Here is a 19,560-nt window from a genome sequence, read left to right as displayed (position 1 = left end):
GAACACGCCAGAAACTGGCATAAAACGGCCGCGCCAGGGCCTTAAAACAATGCGCCGGGCCGGCGTTACTGCGCCGCCGCCGGTTTCGCTTCGAATTCCCTGACCGCCTTGCTGAACTGCTCCATCAGCGGATTCGGTACCGCCAGGGACAGCTGGTAGTGTTCGATCTCGAATCCGCTGGCGGTCCGGCGAATAACTCCGCTGGCCTGGCAGATGCCCATTTGTGTGTTCAGCTGCTCATCGAACCACGCGTAGCTTTTATTTGCCGAGAAATATACGTTGCGTTTAATAGCGGTAAATGACCACGCGTTTTTACGGTCGAAAAACGGCTTGGCCCATACTTTAAACTGGTCGCGGGTCCATATTTCAGTTTTATCGGTGCCGATATAAATACCGTTGGGCGCCATTTTATCGAAATACACCGGATCGGCATTGGCGGCATCCTTATGCCATTGGTCCATAAAAGTATTGATTTGCTGGCGGAAAGTTGCGTCGGCGTCGGCCGATTGCGCGGCGGCGCCGTAGCTCATCAGGAAAAAAGCGAGGGCGGCAAGCAATTGCTTCATGGGGGCTCCGGAAAAAATGTGTAAAGCGAGCATACACCAGGGCGGGCGCCGGGCTGGCCTGGCTGTATAATCGTCGGGTTCGCCGGCCACCGGCCCTTTAGCTTCTCCTCACCACAGAAAACGAAATCTCATGGCTTCATCCAACGATAACGTCAGCATGGCGCTGTTCTGCGACTTCGAAAACGTCGCCCTCGGCGTGCGCGACGCCAATTACGAAAAATTCGACATCAAGCCCGTGCTGGAGCGTTTATTGCTCAAAGGCAGCATCGTGGTCAAAAAGGCGTATTGCGACTGGGACCGCTACAAGGGTTTCAAGGCGCCCATGCATGAGGGCAATTTCGAACTGATTGAAATTCCGCACGTGCGTCAATCGGGCAAAAATTCGGCCGACATCCGCATGGTGGTGGACGCGCTGGACCTGTGCTACACCAAGTCCCACGTGAACACTTTTGTCATCATTTCCGGCGACTCGGACTTCTCGCCGCTGGTCTCCAAACTGCGCGAGAACAACAAGAAAGTGATCGGCGTCGGCGTCAAGCAGTCCACCTCGGACTTGCTGGTGGCCAACTGCGACGAGTTCATTTTCTACGACGACCTGGTGCGCGAGATCCGCCGCGCCGCCGCCAAGCGCGACACCCGCGAAGGCCAGCCTGCCGTCAAACGCACCCCGGAAGAGGAAAAAGGCCGCCGCGAGGAAATGGACAAGCGCCGCCGCGAAGCCGTGGACATGGCGGTCGAGACCTTCGATGCGCTGGTGTCCGAGCGTGGCGACTCCGGCAAGATCTGGGCGTCCGTGCTGAAAGAGGCGATCAAGCGCCGCAAGCCGGACTTCAGCGAGTCCTATTACGGTTTCCGCACCTTCGGCAACCTGCTGGAGGAAGCCAAGGCGCGCGGCCTGCTGGAATTCGGCCGCGACGAGAAATCCGGCGCCTATGTCTACCGCAGCAGCGGCGCGGGCGAGCAGGGTTCGGGCGAAGGGTCGGGCAACGTGTCCGCGCCGGTGCAGCACGAGGCGGCCGAGGGCGGCCGCCATGAAGGCCGCCGTGGCCGTGGCCGTGGCCGCAACCGTGGCGGCGAGCGCCACGCCAGCCATGAGCCGGTATCCGAGGAAGTGTCCGCCGAACTGCAGCTGGCGCAGGACGAGAACGCCTACGCGGAAGCGGAAGCCGTGCATGCGGCCGACGACTCGGCCTACGCGCAGCAAGCCGTAGCTGACCAGCCGGACGCGCAGCAGGTGCAGGCGCACGCGCAGGCAAGCCCAATGCTCGGCAGCAGCGAGCAGGACGACCTGGACGAGGAAGAGCGCGCGCTGGATGCCGCAGCGGCAGCCATCGCCAACTCGGCCGGCGGCAATCAGCGCCAGCTCGGCCGCGACGGCCAGCCCAAGCGCAGTGCGGCCAAGATGCCGGCCCGCCAGGCGAAAGCGCAGCAGAAAGCCGCCCAGTCGGCGACGGCGGGCGACGTCTGGGCCAAGGGCAAGGGCCGGGGCAAACCGGTGCAGGGCGGCAACCAGCGCGGCAAATCCGGCCAGCCGGCGCCGCAAGCGCAGGCGTCCTTCGCGCAGGCAGGCGCAGCGCAGGCCGGCCAGGCAGCGGGCCGGTCGGACGTGCCGGCCGCCGTGCCAGTCGCGCAGCCAGCCGTGCAGCCAGCTGACCATGCCGGCGTTCAGCCGGGCGATCACGCTGAATTGCCGGTCGTCCAGCCGGCCGTGCAGCCATCCGCCCGCGCGGGTGGACGTGCCGCTGGCCGCCAGCAAGCCAGCCGCCAGCCGGCGGCGCCGCAGGCTGCCGAGGCCGTGCTCGCACCGGTAGCGGACAGCGCCGCCGCCGAAGCGGATGCGATGGCCAAGCCGGCCGCCAAGCCGCGCAGCCGTGCTGCGGCCAAGGGCCGTGCCAAGGCGGGCGAATCGCGCATCACCGAAGCGGCTGCGGAAGCTGCCACGGCGAGCGCGGCGCCAGCGGCGGCAGAGGCGGACCAGGCGCTGGAGACAGCGGCCGACAAGCCCAAGTCCGGCCGGGCCGCTGCCGCGCGCGCGCGCGCCGCCAAGCCGGTGGTTGCCAGCGGCGACGCGGAAGGCGGCGACCAGCCCGCCCGCAAGCCGGCCGCCCGCCGCCCGCGCAAGGCGGAGTAAGTTGCTCCCTGTCATATCCTCCACCGGGGGATATGGCTTCCCGCGCGACCCTGCGCACGGGGAACCATGGTCCGTATCTTCGCAATCGGGCCGTGCTGTGGTTTCCCGCGATTTACTGCCAGACACTTTGCTGCCATACTGCCAACTTGAATAACATTTTGGCAGTGGCCGTCCGCGCGCTGCCTGCGGCGGTCAGCATGGCTATCCTCTCCGAAATCAACCTCTATCCGATCAAATCCTGTGCCGGCATGTCGCTGCGTTCGGCCACGCTGACCAGCGCCGGGCTGATGAAGGAGCAGATCTACGACCGCGAGTGGATGGTGGTGGATGACGCCGGCGCGGCGCTGACCCAGCGCGAACATCCGCGCATGGCGCTGATCGTGCCCCGCCTGAAGGCCGATACGCTGGAACTGCGCGCGCCGGGCATGCTGCGCCTGGAAATCGAACTGGGCCTGCCCGACCCCGAACTGGCTCCGCAGCGCACCGTGCAAGTGTGGGACGACCAGGTGCTGGCCTACGACTGCGACGCCACCACCGCCGCCTGGTTCAGCAATTTCCTGGGCCTGCCGTGCCGCCTGGTGCGCTTCCACGCCAACGCCACCCGCGCCGTATCGCAGAAATGGACCCAGGGCGTGGCCGCCACCACCATGTTCTCCGACGGCTACCCGATGCTGGTGGCGGGCAGCGCCTCGCTGGCCGACCTGAATGGCAAGCTGGTCCAGGCTGGCCGCCAGGCCATCCCCATGAACCGCTTCCGTCCCAACCTGGTGCTGGACGGCATCGAAGCGTTCGAAGAAGACTACGCAGAAGATTTCCGCGTCGGCGGCGCCGTGCTGAAACCGGTCAAGCCCTGTCCGCGCTGCCCCATGCCCTCGATCGACCAGGCCACCGGCGAATTCGGTCCCGATCCGCTCGACATCATGGCCGGCTACCGCGCCAAGCCCGAGGTGGACGGCGCGCTGTGCTTCGGCATGAACAGCATCCTGCTTGAAGGCGATGGCCAGGAATTGCGCGTGGGCCAGGAAATCGACGTCAACCTGGCGTTCTAGCCATGACCAGCAAACAGCCCCAAGCAAGCGACCTGGTTGCGGAAAACCAGGCACTGCGCACGCGCATGGCGTATTTGCTGGAGCAGGCCGAGCGCAACCACAACATCATGATGCGGCACCAGGCCTTTGACCTGGAAATCGTCAGCGCCTCCACGTTCCCGGAACTGGTGGGCACCATCTTCCGCACGCTGCCCATCATTTCGGAACTGGAAGCGGTGACGCTGACCCTGATCGACGAAGGCGGCGACATCCACACCGTGATGGGCAAGCTGGGCGTCAATTTCGCCGAGTTCCCGGACCTGCTCTTCGTCGAGGAAGTGGACCGGCTGGGCTTCGACCTGGGGCGCCGCAACGCCTATTCGCCCATCCCCCGGCCGCTGCTGGGCATGTACGACGCCTTCAAGCACGGCCACGCCTTTCCGCGTCCGCCGGAAGGGCTGCAAAGCGTGGCGCTGGTGCCGCTGCTGCGCAACAAGCGCATCATCGGCAGCCTGAACCTGGGCAGCGTGGACCCCACGCGCTTCACGCCCAGCCTGGGCACCGACTTCATCGAGCACATGGCATCCATCATCGCCATCTGCCTGGAGAACGTGATCTCCAACGAAATGCTCAAGTACATCGGCCTGACCGATTCGCTGACGGGCGTCTACAACCGGCGCTATATGGACCGGCGCCTGCTGGAGGAAATTGCGCGCGCGCGGCGCCAGGCCTACGACATCTCCCTCATGTACATCGACATCGACCACTTCAAGCGGGTCAACGACACGGTGGGCCACCAGGGCGGCGACGAAGTGCTGCGCGAAGTGGCGCAGCGCATCAAGGCCGAGCTGCGGCTGTCGGACGCGCTGGCGCGCTTCGGCGGGGAAGAGTTCGTGGTGCTGCTGATCAACGCCGACCTGGACAGCTCCACCTTTGTGGCCGAGCGCATCCGCGCCGGCATAGCTGCCAGCATGATAGACGTGTCGCCCAGCGTACGGGTTTCCATCACCGCCTCGATCGGCGTGGCCTGCCTGGACCGCAGCGACGCCGGCGCCACGCCCGAAGCCGCCGCCATGGAACTGATCGCCCAGGCCGACTCCGCGCTCTACCAAGCCAAGGACAGCGGCCGCAACCGCGTGCTCCCCTACCGTCCCGACGCCTGATACCCCGCTAAAGCAAGCTCAGCCGCATTGCACCAACCTCGGGGTCTGACCCCGAGGTTGGTGCAATGCGGCTCAGGCCGGTTGTAGGAGAGTTGGAAGGGTTGTCGGAATCAGGCGAGCAGCTGGCTTTCGGCGCGGGCGACGGCGTCGGCGGCGCCGCGCAGCACGACCACGTCGCCAGCTTGCAGCACCGTGCCGGGCGTGGCGTCGATGCCGCTCTTGCCGCGCCGGATGGAGGCGATCTCGGCGCCCGCTTCGCCTAGCGCCAGCTCGCCCAGCATCTTGCCGATGCAGCTGGCGTTCTCGCCCAGCGTGACCGAGTGCAGGCGCAGCATGTCGTCGTCCTCGCCGGCGTCGCTGGCGCCGTGGAACCAGCCGCGCAGCGACGCGTAGCGCGCTTCGCGCGCCGCCTGCACGCGGTGCACCACGCGCCGCAGCGGCACGCCCAGCATCACCAGCGCGTGCGAGGCCAGCATCAGGCTGCCTTCCATCAGTTCCGGCACCACTTCGGCCGCGCCGGCCGCTTTCAGGCGGTCCAGGTCGGTATCGTCATGGCTGCGCACGATCACCGGCAGCGCCGGCGCCAGCTCGTGCACCAGGTGCAGCACGCGCAGCGCCGACGGCGTGCTGGCGTAGGTGATCACCACCGCGCTGGCGCGGTAGATGCCGGCCGCGATCAGGCTTTCGCGCCGCCCGGCGTCGCCGTAGGATACGTTGGCGCCGGCCGTCTGCGCCTCCTGCACCCGCTCCGGGTCCAGGTCCAGTGCGTGGTAGGCGATGTCCTCTTCACTCAATAGCGTGGCCAGGCTCTGGCCGCTGCGCCCGAAGCCGGCCACGATCACGTGCTTTTGCGTGCTCATGGTGCGCGTGGCGATCTTGGTCAGCGCCAGCGACTGCATCATCCATTCGTTGCTGGACACTTTCATCACCAGCTTGTCGGAATGGTCGATGACGAACGGCGCCAGCAGCATCGACAGCACCATCGACGCCAGCACCACCTGGATGATGAACGGGTCCATCAGCGCCACGCCGCCGGCCAGGTTGAGCAGCACGAAGCCGAATTCGCCCGCCTGCGCCAGCGCCAGGCCGGTGCGCATCGAGACGCCGTCGGACGAGCCGAACAGCTTGGCCAGCCCGGCGATCAGCGCGAACTTGAGCAGCACCGGCCCGGCCAGCAGCACCAGCACCAGCCACCAGTTCTCCAGCACCAGGCGCAAATTGAGCAGCATGCCGACGTTGATGAAGAACAGCCCCAGCAGCACATCGCGGAAGGGCTTGATGTCTTCCTCCACCTGGTGCTTGTATTCGGTTTCCGAGATCAGCATGCCGGCCACGAAGGCGCCCAGCGCCATGGACAGCCCGGCCTTCTCGGTGATCCAGGCCGCGCCCAAGGTGATCAGCAGCAGGTTCAGCATGAACAGCTCCTGCGAGCGGCGCTTGACCACGATGGCGAACCAGCCGCGCACCAGCTTCTGGCCAACGAACAGCAGCAGCACCAGCACGATGACGGCCTTGCCGCCGGCCCAGGCCAGCGTTTCGAGCAGGTCGTCCGGGTTTTTCGCCAGCGAGGGGATCAGGATCAGCAGCGGCACCACGGCCAGGTCCTGGAACAGCAGGATGCCCATGATCTTGCGGCCGTGTTCGCTTTCCAGCTCCAGCCGTTCGGTGATCATCTTCACCACGATGGCGGTGGACGACATGGCCAGCGCGCCGCCCAGCGCGAACGAGGCTTGCCAGCTGATGTTGATGCCGGGCAGCTGCCAGGCCAGCAGCCAGCCCAGCAGCATGGTGGCGGCGATGGTGGCCGTCACCTGCGCCATGCCCAGCCCGAACACGATGCCGCGCATGGCCATCAGCTTGGGCAGCGAGAATTCCAGGCCGATCGAGAACATCAGGAACACCACGCCGAACTCGGCCAGGATATGGCTCGCCTCGCTCTGCTCGGCCAGGCCCAGCGCGTGCGGCCCGATCAGGATGCCCACCGTCAGATAGCCCAGCATGGGCGGCAGGTGCATCATGCGGAACGCCACCACGCCCAGTACGGCGCTGCCGAGCAGCAAGAGGGTCAGTTCAAGCGGTGAAAACATGCGGCGGTTCCATTTAAGGGCTGATCCCGTTGTTTGTTGGGACTGGCAAGTTTTTTGCTTTCGCAATTCGGCTATACTTCCGGCATGAGTGTAACCGATGGAATTCCCATGCTGAAAGCTTTTGACAACAACACGGCCGAACGCGCGCTGGCGCTGGCCCGAGAAACCCTGCAGATCGAGGCGGACGCCATTACCGCCATGCACGCGCGCCTGGCCACCGACGACAGCGTCGGCAAGGCGGTCGCGCTGCTGCTGAACTGCAAAGGCCGGGTCGTGGTGTCGGGCATCGGCAAATCCGGCCACATCGCGCGCAAGATCGCCGCCACGCTGGCCTCGACCGGTACCCCGGCCCTGTTCGTACACCCGGCCGAGGCGGCGCACGGCGACCTGGGCATGGTGACGGCGGAAGACGCCTTCATCGCCATCTCGTATTCCGGCGAAAGCGCGGAGCTGATGGCCATCCTGCCGGTGGTCAAGCGCATGGGCAGCACCCTTATTTCCATGACCGGCAAGCCCGGCTCCAGCCTGGCCAAGCTGGCCGACGTGCACCTGGACGTGTCGGTGGCCAAGGAGGCCTGCCCGATGAACCTGGCGCCCACCGCCAGCACCACCGTCACCCTGGCGCTGGGCGACGCGCTGGCCGTGGCGCTGCTGGACCTGCGCGGCTTCAAGGAAGAAGACTTCGCCCGCTCGCACCCGGGCGGCGCGCTGGGCCGCCGCCTGCTGACCCATGTGCGCGACGTGATGCGCAGCGGCGACGCGATTCCGTCCGTGGGCCTGGACACCCGCCTGCCGGACGCGCTGCTGGAAATCACCCAGAAGGGCATGGGCATGACCGCCATCGTCGATGCCGACAACCGCCCGGTGGGCGTGTTTACCGACGGCGACTTGCGCCGCATGATAGAAAAAGTGCAGGACTTTAGCAAGGTGATCATCCGCGACGTGATGCACGCCAATCCGCGCAGCATTTCGCCGGACAAGCTGGCGGTGGACGCGGTGGCCATCATGGAGCAGTTCCGCATCAATCAAATGCTGGTGGTGGACGCCGAGGGCAAGCTGGCCGGCGCGCTGCACATCCACGACCTGACGCGCGCCAAGGTGATCTGATGAACAAGGCCTACAATCTTGAAAATGTGGCACGCGCGGCCAACATCAAGCTGATGATCTTCGACGTGGACGGCGTGCTCACCGACGGCAGCCTGCATTACGGCCCGGACGGGGAAGTGATGAAGACTTTCAACGTGCACGACGGCCTGGGCATCAAGCTGCTGCAGGAGGCCGGCATCCTGACGGCCATCATCAGCGCGCGCCGCTCACCGCAGGTGACGGCCCGCGCGCGCGACCTGGGCATCGAGTTCGTGCACCAGGGCGGCCACGACAAGCTGACCCCGTTCAACGACCTGCTGGCCAAGACCGGCCTGCAGGCCGGGCAGGTGTGCTTTATCGGCGACGACGTGGTGGACCTGACGATACTGAAGCGTGTCGGCTTCGCGGTGGGCGTGCCGAACGGCCGCGCCGATGTGCTGAGCCGGGTGCATCACGTGACCGAGGCCCACGGCGGGCGCGGGGCGGTGCGCGAGGTGTGCGAATTCGTGCTGCGCGCCACCGGCAATTACGATAAGGTCATGGCCCAGTTCCTGGTCTGAGAAGGTAGATGATGCGGAGATTTAACCATGCGTAAGCGTACTGCGCACCGCTGGCGCTTGAGCATCACCCTGGTGATCGCGGTGTTTGTTGCCTTTGGCACGTTCTGGCTGTTGCAGCTGCTGAACCGGGGCGAGGAAGACATGCTGGCCGACAAGCGCCTGAACGAGCCCGACTACATCATCGAGCAGTTCAGCGTGGTGCGCATGACCAAGGAAGGCAAGCCGAGCTACATCGTGTCGGGCGACAAGCTGGTGCACCGCCCGATCGACGACGCCTCGGAGATCGACAAGCCGATGGTGCGCAACTTGAGCAGCACCCATCCGCCGATGGACATGACGGCGGAGCGCGCCCGCGTGGACGAGAACAACACGCGCGTGCAGCTGAAGGGCAATGTGAAGATAGACCGCGCGGCCCAGGGCAAGAGCCCGGCCATGCAGATGACGACGCAGGCGCTCACCGTCTACCCGGACGAGGACCGCATGGAAACCGACCAGCCGGTGCAGATCGTGCAGGGCGGCGCCACGGCGACCGGCGCCGGCATGAAGGCGAACAACGCCACGCGCCAGGTGTCGCTGAATGGACGCGGCCGGATTGTGTATCCGCCGCCGCAAACTAAATAGTGAATGGACAGACGATGAAAAAACTCCTGATTTCGGCGCTGCTGCTGTGCGCGGCCGGACTGGTGCAGGCCGAGAAGGCCGACTCCACCAAGCCCACGCTGATCGACTATGACAACGCGGACGTCGACGACGTCAAGCAGATCAGCACCTTCACCGGCAATGTGGTGCTCACGCGCGGCACCTTGCTGATGAAGGCGGCCAAGGCGGTGGTGACCAAGGATCCGGAAGGCTACCAGTATGTCACCTTGACCAGCGCCGGCGGCAAGCCCACCACCTTCCGCCAGAAACGCGACGGCGAAGGCGACCAGTGGATGGAAGGCGAAGCCGAACGCATCGAGTACGACGGCAAGAACGAACTGGTGAAGCTGTTCTCGCGCGCCAAGGTGCGCCGCCTGGAAGGCAGCAAGCCGAGCGACGAGGTGGCCGGCGAATTCATTTCCTACGACAGCCGTCGCGAGCAGTTCAGCGTGCGCAACACCGTCAGCGGCGAAGGCAAGACCGGCGGCGGGCGCGGCACCATGGTGATCCAGCCGTCCACGCCCAAGCCAGCCGCCCCGGCCGTGCCGGCGCAGCAGCCGCCGGCGGGGAAATAACGATGGCTGAAGCAATCCCAAGCTGCACCAGCACCCTGGTGGTGCGCGGCCTGCAGAAAAGCTACGGCAAGCGCCAGGTGGTGCACGACGTGTCGCTGCAGGTGGAATGCGGCGAAGTGGTGGGCCTGCTGGGCCCCAACGGCGCCGGCAAGACCACCTCCTTCTACATGATCGTCGGCCTGGTGCCGTCGGACGCGGGCAGCATCGATATCGCCGGCGTGGACGTGTCGAGCATGCCGATCCACCAGCGCGCCACGCTCGGCTTGTCCTACCTGCCGCAGGAAGCGTCGGTGTTCCGCAAGCTGACGGTGGAGGACAACATCCGCGCCGTGCTGGAGATCCAGCGCGTAAACGGCAAGGCACTGAGCAAGGCCGAGATCGACGAGCGCCTGGACCGCCTGCTGGCCGACCTGCAAATCGAGAAACTGCGCGAGAACCAGGCGCTGTCGCTGTCGGGCGGCGAGCGCAGGCGCGTGGAAATCGCGCGCGCGCTGGCCACCAACCCGCGCTTCGTGCTGCTCGACGAACCGTTTGCCGGCGTCGATCCGATCGCCGTGATCGAGATCCAGCGCATCGTGCGCTTCCTCAAGGAGCGCGGCATCGGCGTGCTGATCACCGACCACAACGTGCGCGAGACGCTGGGCATCTGCGACCGCGCCTACATCATCAACCAGGGCAGCGTGCTGGCGTCCGGCCGTCCGGACGATATCATCGCCGACGAATCGGTGCGGCGCGTCTACCTCGGCGAACACTTCCGCATGTAAGCCCGCCATGAAACAGTCACTGCAACTCCGCACCTCTCAGCACCTGGCGCTGACGCCGCAACTGCAGCAGTCGATTCGACTGCTGCAGCTGTCCACGCTGGAGCTGCACCAGGAACTGGAGCAGCTGCTCGGCGAGAACCCCTTGCTGGAACGGCTGGACGACCCGCTGGACCGCTCGCTGCGGCTGCTGGGCGACGGCGCCATCAACCCGACCCAGTCCACCGGCGCGGACGCCTCGCCGGCCGAAGTGGGCGCACCGGCGCAGGACAGCGCACCGGCCGGCGAGGGCGATCCCTTCGAGGGCGCCAGCGGCGACGGCGACAGCGCCAGCGGCGCCGAGGCCGATACCGACTGGAGCGACGCCGGCCGCAGCAAGGCGCCGGACGACGAGGACTCGCGCCCGCAGCTCGAAGCGAGCCACTGCACCCTGCGCGAGCACCTGATGGAGCAGATGCGCGTGACCGTGCAGCAGCCGCGCGACCGCGTGCTGATGGAACTGATCATCGATGCGCTGGACGAAAACGGCTACCTCGAAGAGCCGCTGGAGGAAATCCATGCGCGCCTGCCGGAAGAGGCGGACGTGGAGCTCGAGGAACTGCAGACGGCGCTCACGCTGCTGCAAAGTTTCGACCCTATCGGCGTGGGCGCGCGCAGCGCGTCCGAGTGCCTGGCGCTGCAGATCAAGCGCATGCCCGGGGTGCCGCTGGTGACGCGCCGCATGGCCATCTGCATCGTGGAAAAGCACCTGGCCTGGTTCGCGCAGCGCGAATTCAACAAGCTGAAAAAAGCCCTCGACTGCGACGACGAAGACCTGCGCGAAGCGCAGGCGGTGATCCGCCAGTGCAATCCGCATCCGGGCGCCGAGTTCGCCTCCGACGTATCCGACTACGTGGTGCCGGACGTGATCGTGAAGAAGGCGCGCAACGGCTGGCAGGTCACGTTGAACAACGACGTGATGCCGCGCCTGCGCGTGAACGCGCTGTACGCCAACATGCTCAAGCAGGGCAAGGGCGAGTCGGCCATGGGCGCGCAGCTGCAGGAAGCCAAGTGGCTGATCAAGAATATGCGCCAGCGTTTCGACACCATTTTGCGCGTGGCGCAGGCGATAGTAGAAAGACAAAAGAACTTTTTCAGCCATGGCGCCGTTGCCATGAGACCCCTTGTGTTGCGTGAAATTGCTGATACACTGGGACTACACGAGAGCACTATTTCTCGCGTAACAACTCAGAAATACATGCTGACTCCGCATGGGATGTTTGAGTTGAAATATTTCTTTGGCAGTCACGTCGCCACCGAAGCAGGAGGAGAAGCATCCTCGACGGCGATACGGGCGCTGATTGTGCAATTGACAGGAGCTGAAGACCCGAAAAATCCTTTATCCGACAGTAAGATTGCGGACATGCTGGGTGAACAGGGCATGGTAATTGCGCGACGGACTGTTGCCAAATATCGCGAAGCCTTGAAAATCCCTCCGGTAAGTCTGCGTAAAGCTTTGTAGTTTTACTTGGGTTCCCCTGCGCGCCAAAAACACCAAAGCGTACGAACCCTTATCTTTAGGAGTGTGTATGAATCTCACCATCAGTGGACATCATCTCGAAGTGACCCCCGCCATCCGTGAATACGTGCAGAACAAGCTGGAACGGGTCAAGCGCCATTTCGATCAAGTTATTGATATTGCTGTCATCCTGACTGTAGATAACCTCACCGAGAAAGACAAAAGGCAGAAGGCCGAGATCAACCTGCGAATGTCCGGCAAGACTGTGTACGTGGAAAGCCTGTCGCAAGACCTGTATGCTGCCATCGATACGCTGATCGACAAACTGGACCGCCAAGTGATGAAGTACAAAGCCAAGGTGCAGGAGCATGGCCACGACGCCATCAAGCACCTCCCGGACACGTACGAACCTGCCCCGACCGCATAACGGGTCACCGGCACTCCCAACAAAGGGCGCATCTGGCGCCCTTTTTTGCGGCCGCGCTAAAATGGGGCTCTAACAATTCCAGAGACATCCAGCATGAGCGAGCACGTCCTTACCCAGGTTGCCAACCGCACCGGCTTCATCACCCTCGACCGCCCCAAGGCGCTCAATTCCCTGTCCCTCGATATGGTGCGCAGCCTGACCGCCGTGCTGCTGGACTGGCGCGGCGACAGCAGCGTCGCCGCCGTGGTGATCCGCAGCAGCAGCGCAAAGGCCCTGTGCGCCGGCGGCGACATCCGCTTCTTCCACGAGGTGGGCAACGCCACGCCGCAGGGCGGCAGCGCGCTGCTGGAGGACTTCTTCACCGAGGAGTACGCGCTCAACCACCTGATCCACTATTACCCTAAACCGTATATCGCGTTAATGGACGGCGTGGTGATGGGCGGCGGCATGGGCATTGCGCAGGGCGGTCCGGGCTGCCGCGTGCGCATCGTCACGGACCGCACGAAGATGGCCATGCCGGAAGTGAATATCGGCCTGTTCCCGGACGTGGGCGGCAGCCATTTCCTGTCGCGCGCGCCGGGCAGCCTGGGGCGCTACCTGGGCCTGACCGGGCTGACCGTGGGCGCGGCCGACGCGCTGTACGTGGGCCTGGCGGACCATTATGTGCCGGCCGATGCCTGGGACGCGCTGCGCGACCTGCTGGAAGCGGTGCCGGGCGCCGAACTGCCGCAAGCAATCGATGCTTTCGCGGCGCCGTTCCATGCCGGCGCCGGCGTGCTGGAAGCTGAGCGTGCCACCATCGAGCGGCACTTCGCGGCCGGCAGCGTGGCGGCCATCATGGCTTCGCTGGCGGCCGACGATGGCGTGTTCGCGCAGGCGGCGCTCAAAGCCATGCAAAGCCGTTCGCCGCTGATGATGTGCGTGACGCTGGAACTATTGAACCGCGGCGCGGCGCTGGACGTGGCGGACTGCCTGCGCATGGAGCGCAACCTGGTGCGGCGCAATTTCGAACATGGCGAAGTGCTGGAAGGCGTGCGCGCGCTGGTGATCGACAAGGACAACGCGCCCAAGTGGTCGCCCGCAACGGTGGCGCAAGTAACGCCCGGGATGGTGGCAGGATTCTTCGCACCGCCGTGGCCGGCGCACGCGCATCCGCTGCGCCACCTGTGATGGCACGCGGTCTGCGCAGGGCGGGGTAGCGAAGCGTAACCCGCCGTTACGACTGTTCCCGATGGCGCAAGACAACTTGCTCCGTCGGGTGGAAGTGCCGGGCCAGGCGTTCGGCCATGTACACCGAGCGGTGCTGGCCGCCGGTGCAGCCCACCGCCACCGTCAGGTAGCTGCGGTTGTCGGTCTTGAACGACGGCAGCCATTTGCTGACGAAATCGCGGATGTCCTTGAACATCTCCTCCGCGCTGGGCTGCGCGTCCAGGAAGGCGATCACCGGCGCGTCGCGTCCCGTCATCGGGCGCAGGGCCAGGTCGTAATAGGGATTGGGAATGGCCCGCACGTCGAACACGAAGTCCGCGTCCAGCGGCACCCCCACCTTGAAGGCGAACGATTCGAAGAACAGCGTCAGCGGCGCATTCTCGCTTTGTACCAGGTCCTTGATCCAGGCGCGCAGCTTGTTGGCGCTCAGCTCCGAGGTGTCGATCACGTGGCCGAGCTGCTCGATGGCCGACAGCCGCTCGCGCTCTTCGGAAATGCACTCGATCAGGGTGCGGCGCGCGGCCGGATTCTGGCCCGGCTTCAGCTCGTGCGACAGCGGATGGCTGCGGCGCGTTTCCGAGAAGCGCGCCACCAGCGAATGGGTATTCGCCGTCAGGTACATGATCTTGACGTCGTGGCCCTGCTGGCGCAAGGCCTGCACGGCGTCCGGCAGGTTGACCAGCGACTCGGCGCTGCGCGCGTCGACCGCCACGGCCAGCGCCTGCGTGCCTTCGTCGGTCAGCTGCGACACCAGTTGCGACAGCAAGGCCGGCGGCAAATTGTCCACGCAATAATAGCCCGTGTCCTCAAGGACATTCAGGGCGACGGATTTTCCGGAGCCGGATATACCGGTGATGAGAACGATACGCATAGCTAAAGATAATACATCAAGACTACGCGATAGGTGCGCTGGCGAACAAATCCCCGCGCGAGTGCTGCGCCTGCGGAACGGATGGACCGTGCAAGGTCCAGCTCCTAGTCGCCACTCATGGCTTGCCGTTGCCGCTCCATGAACTCCTGCAGCGTATCGATGCCGCGCAGTTGCAGGATGGTGTTGCGCACGGCCGCTTCCAGCAGCACCGCGATGTTGCGGCCGGCCGCCACCGGGATCACCACCTTGCGGATCGGCAGGCCCAGCACGTCCTCGGTGGGGAACTGGAACGGCAGCCGCTCCACTTCCTCCTCCAGCGCCGAACGCCGCACCAGGTGCACGATCAGCTTCAGGCGCATCTTGCGGCGCACCGCCGTCTCGCCGAAGATGGCCTTGATGTCCAGCAGTCCCAGCCCGCGCACTTCCAGCAGGTTTTGCAGCAGGGCAGGGCAGCGGCCCTCTATCATATTGGGCGCAATGCGCGCGAACTCCACCGCATCGTCGGCCACCAGGCCGTGCGAGCGCGAAATCAGCTCCAGCCCCAGCTCCGACTTGCCCAGGCCCGAATCGCCGGTAATCAGCACGCCCACGCCCAGCACGTCCATGAACACGCCGTGCATGATGATGCGCTGCGCCAGCTTTTTCGACAGGTACACGCGCAAGAAGTCAATCACCTGCGCCGCCGGCAGCGGCGTGGAAAACAGCGGGATGTTCTTTTCGTCGCAGATGGCGAGGATATCGGGTGGCGTTTCCAGCCCTTGCGCGATGATCAGCGCGGGCGGCCCGCCAGCGATGAGCTCGCTGATGACGTGCGCGCGCGTGAGCGACTTGAGGCGCTGGTAGTAATTGATTTCCTGGTGCCCGAACACCTGGATGCGGCCCGGGTGGATGGTGTTCAAGTGGCCGACCTGGTCGGCCGCCGAGGCCACATCGCCCGAAATCAGGCGCTCGCCGCCGGGAAAGCCGGCGAACCAGCCGAGCTGCAACGTTTCACGATTATCGTCGTACAGGCGTTGTATCGTCAGGGGCGTTTGCAGCATGGCATCTCAGTTCAGGAATGGCGGATGCCCTAGTTTAACTGCTTTTAGCGTGCTCTAGCCTGCAGCTTGCAAGCTAGGCTGCCAATTGACGATGCGGCTGTGTACCGATTGCGGGTCCGGGTCGGTGGCCAGCGCGTTGCGGAAGCCGTCGTCCGAGAACATTTCCGCAATCTCCGACAGGATTTCCAGGTGCTGCTGCGTCACATGGTCCGGGATCAACAGGAAGAACAGCAGGCTGACCGGCTTGCCATCCGGCGATTCGAACGGGATAGGCTCGGCCAGGCGCACGAACGCCGCCAGCGGCGACTTCAGGCTCTTCATGCCCTTGATGCGCCCGTGCGGCACGGCGACGCCGTGGCCCAGGCCGGTGGAGCCCAGGCGCTCGCGCGCGAACAGGTTGTCCGACACGGTGGAGCGGGCGATGCCGCAGTTGTTCTCAAAAATCAGGCCGGCTTGCTCGAAAGCGCGCTTCTTGCTGGAAACCTCCAGATCGAGCTGGACGTTTTCGAGGGATAGGATTTTGCTCAGGTTGTTCATAACGCGACGTGGAATGGTGCAGCGCACAAATGGGGCTTGCGAGCAGAATTATAGGCTTGTTTTTTTGCCGTGTAACTTGAATTCGCTTGCGCCATGGCTGGCTCCGCAATCCGCCGCAGTCCGCTGGGGGCAGGCCGTAGCGTTGTTAAATAAGCACTGGCAGAGATATTAGCTATTTCCGCGTCAAATACAAGACAAATGCCAGTTTTTTGTCAGGGACCAGGCGGATTCACCGATTTTTGAATGTCTTTTTCCAGCATCGGCTGCAGCTTTGAAAACCGCAACCTTTATTGATTCATTGTAAGACAAATTCGCCCCGCGTGTAACCCAATTCGACCGGGCGCGCAGACCTTACTGCCGGGCATTGCGCAGGTTGGACGGCTTGATGCCGGTGCTATAGTTGGCGCGCCAGGGATTGATGTCCAGGCCGCCGCGCCGCGTATACCGTGCATATACGGCCAACTGGGTCGGTTTGCAATGGCGCAGGATGTCGGTAAAGATGCGTTCCACGCATTGCTCGTGGAATTCGTTGTGCTCGCGGAAACCGATGAGGTAGCGCAGCAGGCTTTCCTGGTCGATTTGCGGCCCGGCGTAGCTGATCTGCACGCTGCCCCAGTCCGGCTGGCCGGTGACCAGGCAGTTCGATTTGAGCAGGTGGGAAATGAATACTTCCTCCACCGGCAAGTCGTCGAAGTTGGCCTTCAGTACTTGCGGCTGCGGCGCGTAGTTGTCCACGTCGATGTCCAGGCGGTCCAGCAGCAGGCCTTCCAGCTCGCCCATTTCCAGCTTGGCGAAATCTTCCTGCAAGGTGATGACCACGTGCACGCTGGCGCCGGCCGCGGCCGACAGGTCCTGCACCATCAAGGAACGCAGTGCTTCCTCGTTGGCCAGGCGGGTCTGGTTGAAGGAGTTCAGGTAGAGCTTGAAGGACTTCGATTCGATGATGTTGGGCGAATCGGCCGGGAAGGTGATCTTGGCCACGGCCACCTGCGGCTTGCCGCGCATGTTCAGCCACGACAGTTCGTAGGCGTTCCAGATGTCCACGCCGAAGAAGGGCAGCGTGCCCTGCAGGCCCAGTTCATCGCGTTTGCCCTGGCGCGGGATGGGGAACAGCAGTTCCGGCGCGTAATCGGTGCGGTAGGCGGAGTTTTTGCCCAGCGGGGACAGGTCGGCGGTATTGGTCATGATGGCAATGATGAAGGTGAGGCGGAGCGCGAAGCGTGCATGGTAGCGCAAATGCGGCGCGGCGGCAGCAGCGCGCAGAGATGGCCGATATGGCATTGCGCCTGCACTGGCGCTGGGCGCCGTCCTACAGGTCGCTATCGGCGCGTCCTATGGGCGGACGCGGCAAGGCGGCTTACAGTCATGGCCAACAACACCAACTACAGGAGCACCGCATGAAACACAAAATCAACGCACTGATCTGCGCGTCCGCCATTGCGGCGTTCACCATCGCCGGCTGCAAGGACCGCGAACCGGATGTGCCTTCGCCCACCGTGGCGGCGGATGCGCGCATGGCGCCGGCCACGCCGGCGCCACCTCCGGTTTCTTCCGCGCTGCCGGGCGCGCCGGTGGATGCCAGCGGCGCTTCAGGCACGGCCGGCAGCGCGGGCTCGGGCTCCGAAACCGTGACCGACAAGGCGCCCGCGACACCCAGCGGCCAGACCGCCGGCACCGGCAGCGGCAACGTCGGCAACCGGGGCAAACCGCACAACTATGACCGCTGAACAGTGAGCCTGGTTGCCGAGCCGGGATGTTGAGCGTGGCGCTAGCCCAGGAACAGCTTGTAGACCGGGTTCTGCGACTCGTCCCAGTAACGGTAGCCAAGCTTGGCCAGGAACTGGGTGAACTCGTCCATCTCGTCCGGCGGCACCTGCAGGCCGATCAGGATGCGGCCCACGTCGCCGCCTTGCGAGCGGTAGTGGCACAGCGAGATGTTCCAGTTCGGCGCCATCGAATCGAGGAAGCGCATCAGCGCGCCCGGACGCTCGGGGAACTCGAAGCGGTACAGCAGCTCGTCCTTGGCCAGGGCGCTCTTGCCGCCCACCAGGTGGCGCAAGTGCGACTTGGCCAGTTCATCGTGCGTCAGGTCCAGCGTCTTGAAGTCGGCTGCCTCGAAGCTGCGCGCCACCGTGCCCGATTCGCCCCGGTCCGACACCTGCACGCCGACGAACACGTGCGCTTCCTTCTCGTCGCTGATGCGGTAGTTGAACTCGGTCACATTGCGCGGACCGACCAGCGCGCAGAAGCGCTTGAAGCTGCCGCGCTGCTCCGGCAGGGTCACCGCGAACACCGCCTCGCGCGACTCGCCCAGCTCGGCGCGTTCGGCCACGAAGCGCAGCCGGTCGAAGTTCATGTTGGCGCCGCTGGCGATGGTGATCAGGGTTTCGTTCTGGACCGGGTCCCTGGTCAGCGCCGCGCGTTCCACGTAAGCCTTGGCGCCGGCAATGGCCAGCGCGCCGGACGGCTCCAGGATGCTGCGCGTGTCGGTGAACACGTCCTTGATGGCCGCGCACACCGCGTCGGTGTCGACGATGACGATGTCGTCCACGTACAGCTGCGCCAGGCGGAAGGTTTCCTCGCCCACCAGGCGCACCGCGGTGCCGTCGGCGAACAGGCCCACGTCGGCCAGGGTCACGCGCTCGCCCGCCTTCAGGCTCTTGCCCATGGCGTCCGAGTCGAAGGTGTGCACGCCGATGATCTTGATGTCCGGCCGCACCTGCTTGACATAGGCCGCCACGCCGGCCAGCAGCCCGCCGCCGCCGATGGGCACGAAGATGGCGTGGATCGGGCCGGCGTGCTGGCGCAGGATCTCCATGCCGATGGTGCCCTGGCCGGCGATCACGTCCGGGTCGTCGAAGGGATGGACGAAGGTCAGGTTCTGTTCTTTTTCCAGCGTCAGCGCGTGGTTGTAGGCGTCCGTGTACGACTCGCCGTGCAGGATCACTTCCACGCCGGGACCGCCGCGCGTGCGCACCGCGTCGACCTTCACCTGGGGCGTGGTGGTCGGCATCACGATCACGGCGCGGCAGCCCATCTTGTTGGCCGAGAAGGCCAGGCCCTGGGCGTGGTTGCCGGCCGAGGCGCAGATCACGCCGCGCTTCAGCTGGCCGTCGCTCAGGTGCGCCATCTTGTTGTACGCGCCCCGAATCTTGAAACTGAACACGTCCTGCATGTCTTCGCGCTTGAAATAAATCCGGTTCTGGTAGCGCTGCGACAGGGTCGGCGCCAGCTCAAGCGGCGTTTCGTGGGCCACGTCGTAGACGCGGGCGGTCAGGATTTTCTTCAGGTAGTCGATAGTCATAGTCTGCATGGTTTAGTCTGGGACGGTGCCCTGGTGCGTAGTGCAAGGACATGCTTTTCAACGGCGGGTAACCGGGAA

General features: G+C 64.7%; 19 protein-coding genes. 12 read left to right on the top strand and 7 right to left on the bottom strand.

Annotation, left to right across the window (positions count from 1 at the left end; translation table 11 throughout):
* Nucleotides 1–65: 65 nt before the first annotated feature.
* Nucleotides 66–566, bottom strand: coding sequence for a nuclear transport factor 2 family protein (locus ASD15_RS27935; protein ID WP_057158297.1), 501 nt, complete (start codon nt 564–566; stop codon nt 66–68).
* A gap of 130 nt (nt 567–696) precedes the next feature.
* On the opposite strand from ASD15_RS27935, the gene ASD15_RS33450 reads away from it, so the two are divergent.
* The 3 genes from ASD15_RS33450 to ASD15_RS27920 all read left to right on the top strand — a co-directional run bounded on the left by ASD15_RS33450 (nt 697) and on the right by ASD15_RS27920 (nt 4,888).
* The gene (locus ASD15_RS33450) at nt 697–2,697 is read left to right on the top strand and encodes an NYN domain-containing protein (RefSeq protein WP_082552201.1); all 2,001 of its coding nucleotides are present in this window, start codon (nt 697–699) and stop codon (nt 2,695–2,697) included.
* A gap of 197 nt (nt 2,698–2,894) precedes the next feature.
* Complete coding sequence (locus tag ASD15_RS27925; RefSeq protein ID WP_057158372.1) at nt 2,895–3,746, top strand: MOSC domain-containing protein; 852 nt, start codon at nt 2,895–2,897, stop codon at nt 3,744–3,746.
* A 2-nt stretch (nt 3,747–3,748) separates the two neighbouring features.
* The gene (locus tag ASD15_RS27920; protein ID WP_057158296.1) at nt 3,749–4,888 is read left to right on the top strand and encodes a diguanylate cyclase; all 1,140 of its coding nucleotides are present in this window, start codon (nt 3,749–3,751) and stop codon (nt 4,886–4,888) included.
* A 110-nt stretch (nt 4,889–4,998) separates the two neighbouring features.
* On the opposite strand, the gene ASD15_RS27915 is transcribed toward ASD15_RS27920, so the two are convergent.
* A complete protein-coding gene (locus ASD15_RS27915; RefSeq protein ID WP_057158295.1) occupies nt 4,999–6,975 on the bottom strand; it encodes a monovalent cation:proton antiporter family protein in 1,977 nt (658 codons plus the stop codon).
* Nucleotides 6,976–7,083: 108 nt separating this feature from the next.
* Between ASD15_RS27915 and ASD15_RS27910 the strand changes: the two genes are divergently transcribed.
* The 8 genes from ASD15_RS27910 to ASD15_RS27875 all read left to right on the top strand — a co-directional run bounded on the left by ASD15_RS27910 (nt 7,084) and on the right by ASD15_RS27875 (nt 13,691).
* Nucleotides 7,084–8,082: an SIS domain-containing protein gene (locus ASD15_RS27910; RefSeq protein ID WP_057158294.1), complete on the top strand. Its 999-nt coding sequence runs from the start codon at nt 7,084–7,086 to the stop codon at nt 8,080–8,082.
* Nucleotides 8,082–8,621 (top strand): HAD family hydrolase, encoded by a 540-nt coding sequence (locus ASD15_RS27905; protein WP_057158293.1) that lies wholly within the window; start codon nt 8,082–8,084, stop codon nt 8,619–8,621. The genes ASD15_RS27910 and ASD15_RS27905 overlap by 1 nt, the downstream gene beginning before the upstream one ends.
* Before the next feature lie 27 nt (nt 8,622–8,648).
* Nucleotides 8,649–9,242 carry an LPS export ABC transporter periplasmic protein LptC gene (lptC, locus tag ASD15_RS27900; protein ID WP_057158292.1) on the top strand — a complete coding sequence of 198 codons (594 nt, stop codon included), beginning with the start codon at nt 8,649–8,651 and terminating at the stop codon, nt 9,240–9,242.
* A 14-nt stretch (nt 9,243–9,256) separates the two neighbouring features.
* Nucleotides 9,257–9,835: a lipopolysaccharide transport periplasmic protein LptA gene (lptA, locus tag ASD15_RS27895; RefSeq protein ID WP_057158291.1), complete on the top strand. Its 579-nt coding sequence runs from the start codon at nt 9,257–9,259 to the stop codon at nt 9,833–9,835.
* Nucleotides 9,836–9,837: 2 nt separating this feature from the next.
* A complete protein-coding gene (gene lptB / locus ASD15_RS27890) occupies nt 9,838–10,599 on the top strand; it encodes an LPS export ABC transporter ATP-binding protein (RefSeq protein WP_057158290.1) in 762 nt (253 codons plus the stop codon).
* 7 nt (nt 10,600–10,606) lie between these two features.
* A complete protein-coding gene (locus ASD15_RS27885) occupies nt 10,607–12,097 on the top strand; it encodes an RNA polymerase factor sigma-54 (RefSeq protein WP_057158289.1) in 1,491 nt (496 codons plus the stop codon).
* Nucleotides 12,098–12,164: 67 nt separating this feature from the next.
* Complete coding sequence (gene hpf / locus ASD15_RS27880) at nt 12,165–12,521, top strand: ribosome hibernation-promoting factor, HPF/YfiA family (protein WP_057158288.1); 357 nt, start codon at nt 12,165–12,167, stop codon at nt 12,519–12,521.
* Nucleotides 12,522–12,614: 93 nt separating this feature from the next.
* Nucleotides 12,615–13,691: an enoyl-CoA hydratase/isomerase family protein gene (locus ASD15_RS27875; protein ID WP_057158287.1), complete on the top strand. Its 1,077-nt coding sequence runs from the start codon at nt 12,615–12,617 to the stop codon at nt 13,689–13,691.
* A gap of 46 nt (nt 13,692–13,737) precedes the next feature.
* Here the strand turns inward: ASD15_RS27875 and rapZ are convergent, their stop codons facing one another.
* The 4 genes from rapZ to queF form a co-directional block, all read right to left on the bottom strand.
* On the bottom strand, nt 13,738–14,601 hold the full coding sequence (rapZ, locus tag ASD15_RS27870) for an RNase adapter RapZ (RefSeq protein ID WP_057158286.1): 864 nt from the start codon (nt 14,599–14,601) through the stop codon (nt 13,738–13,740).
* Nucleotides 14,602–14,705: 104 nt separating this feature from the next.
* Nucleotides 14,706–15,641: an HPr(Ser) kinase/phosphatase gene (hprK, locus tag ASD15_RS27865; protein WP_056404135.1), complete on the bottom strand. Its 936-nt coding sequence runs from the start codon at nt 15,639–15,641 to the stop codon at nt 14,706–14,708.
* 54 nt (nt 15,642–15,695) lie between these two features.
* A complete protein-coding gene (locus tag ASD15_RS27860) occupies nt 15,696–16,178 on the bottom strand; it encodes a PTS sugar transporter subunit IIA (protein WP_057158285.1) in 483 nt (160 codons plus the stop codon).
* A gap of 351 nt (nt 16,179–16,529) precedes the next feature.
* Nucleotides 16,530–17,363, bottom strand: coding sequence for an NADPH-dependent 7-cyano-7-deazaguanine reductase QueF (gene queF, locus ASD15_RS27855; protein WP_057158371.1), 834 nt, complete (start codon nt 17,361–17,363; stop codon nt 16,530–16,532).
* A gap of 212 nt (nt 17,364–17,575) precedes the next feature.
* Here queF and ASD15_RS27850 point away from each other — a divergent pair, with 212 nt between their 5' ends.
* On the top strand, nt 17,576–17,905 hold the full coding sequence (locus ASD15_RS27850; protein WP_057158284.1) for a hypothetical protein: 330 nt from the start codon (nt 17,576–17,578) through the stop codon (nt 17,903–17,905).
* A 41-nt stretch (nt 17,906–17,946) separates the two neighbouring features.
* On the opposite strand, the gene ilvA is transcribed toward ASD15_RS27850, so the two are convergent.
* Nucleotides 17,947–19,482, bottom strand: a complete 1,536-nt coding sequence (gene ilvA, locus ASD15_RS27845) for a threonine ammonia-lyase, biosynthetic (protein WP_057158283.1) — start codon at nt 19,480–19,482, stop codon at nt 17,947–17,949.
* Between the last annotated feature and the right edge of the window lie 78 nt (nt 19,483–19,560).

The organism is Massilia sp. Root351 (genome assembly GCF_001425045.1).
GTDB lineage: Bacteria > Pseudomonadota > Gammaproteobacteria > Burkholderiales > Burkholderiaceae_D > Rugamonas.
Note: the sequence above shows the minus strand (reverse complement) of the source record. Positions and strands in the feature narration are given on the sequence as shown.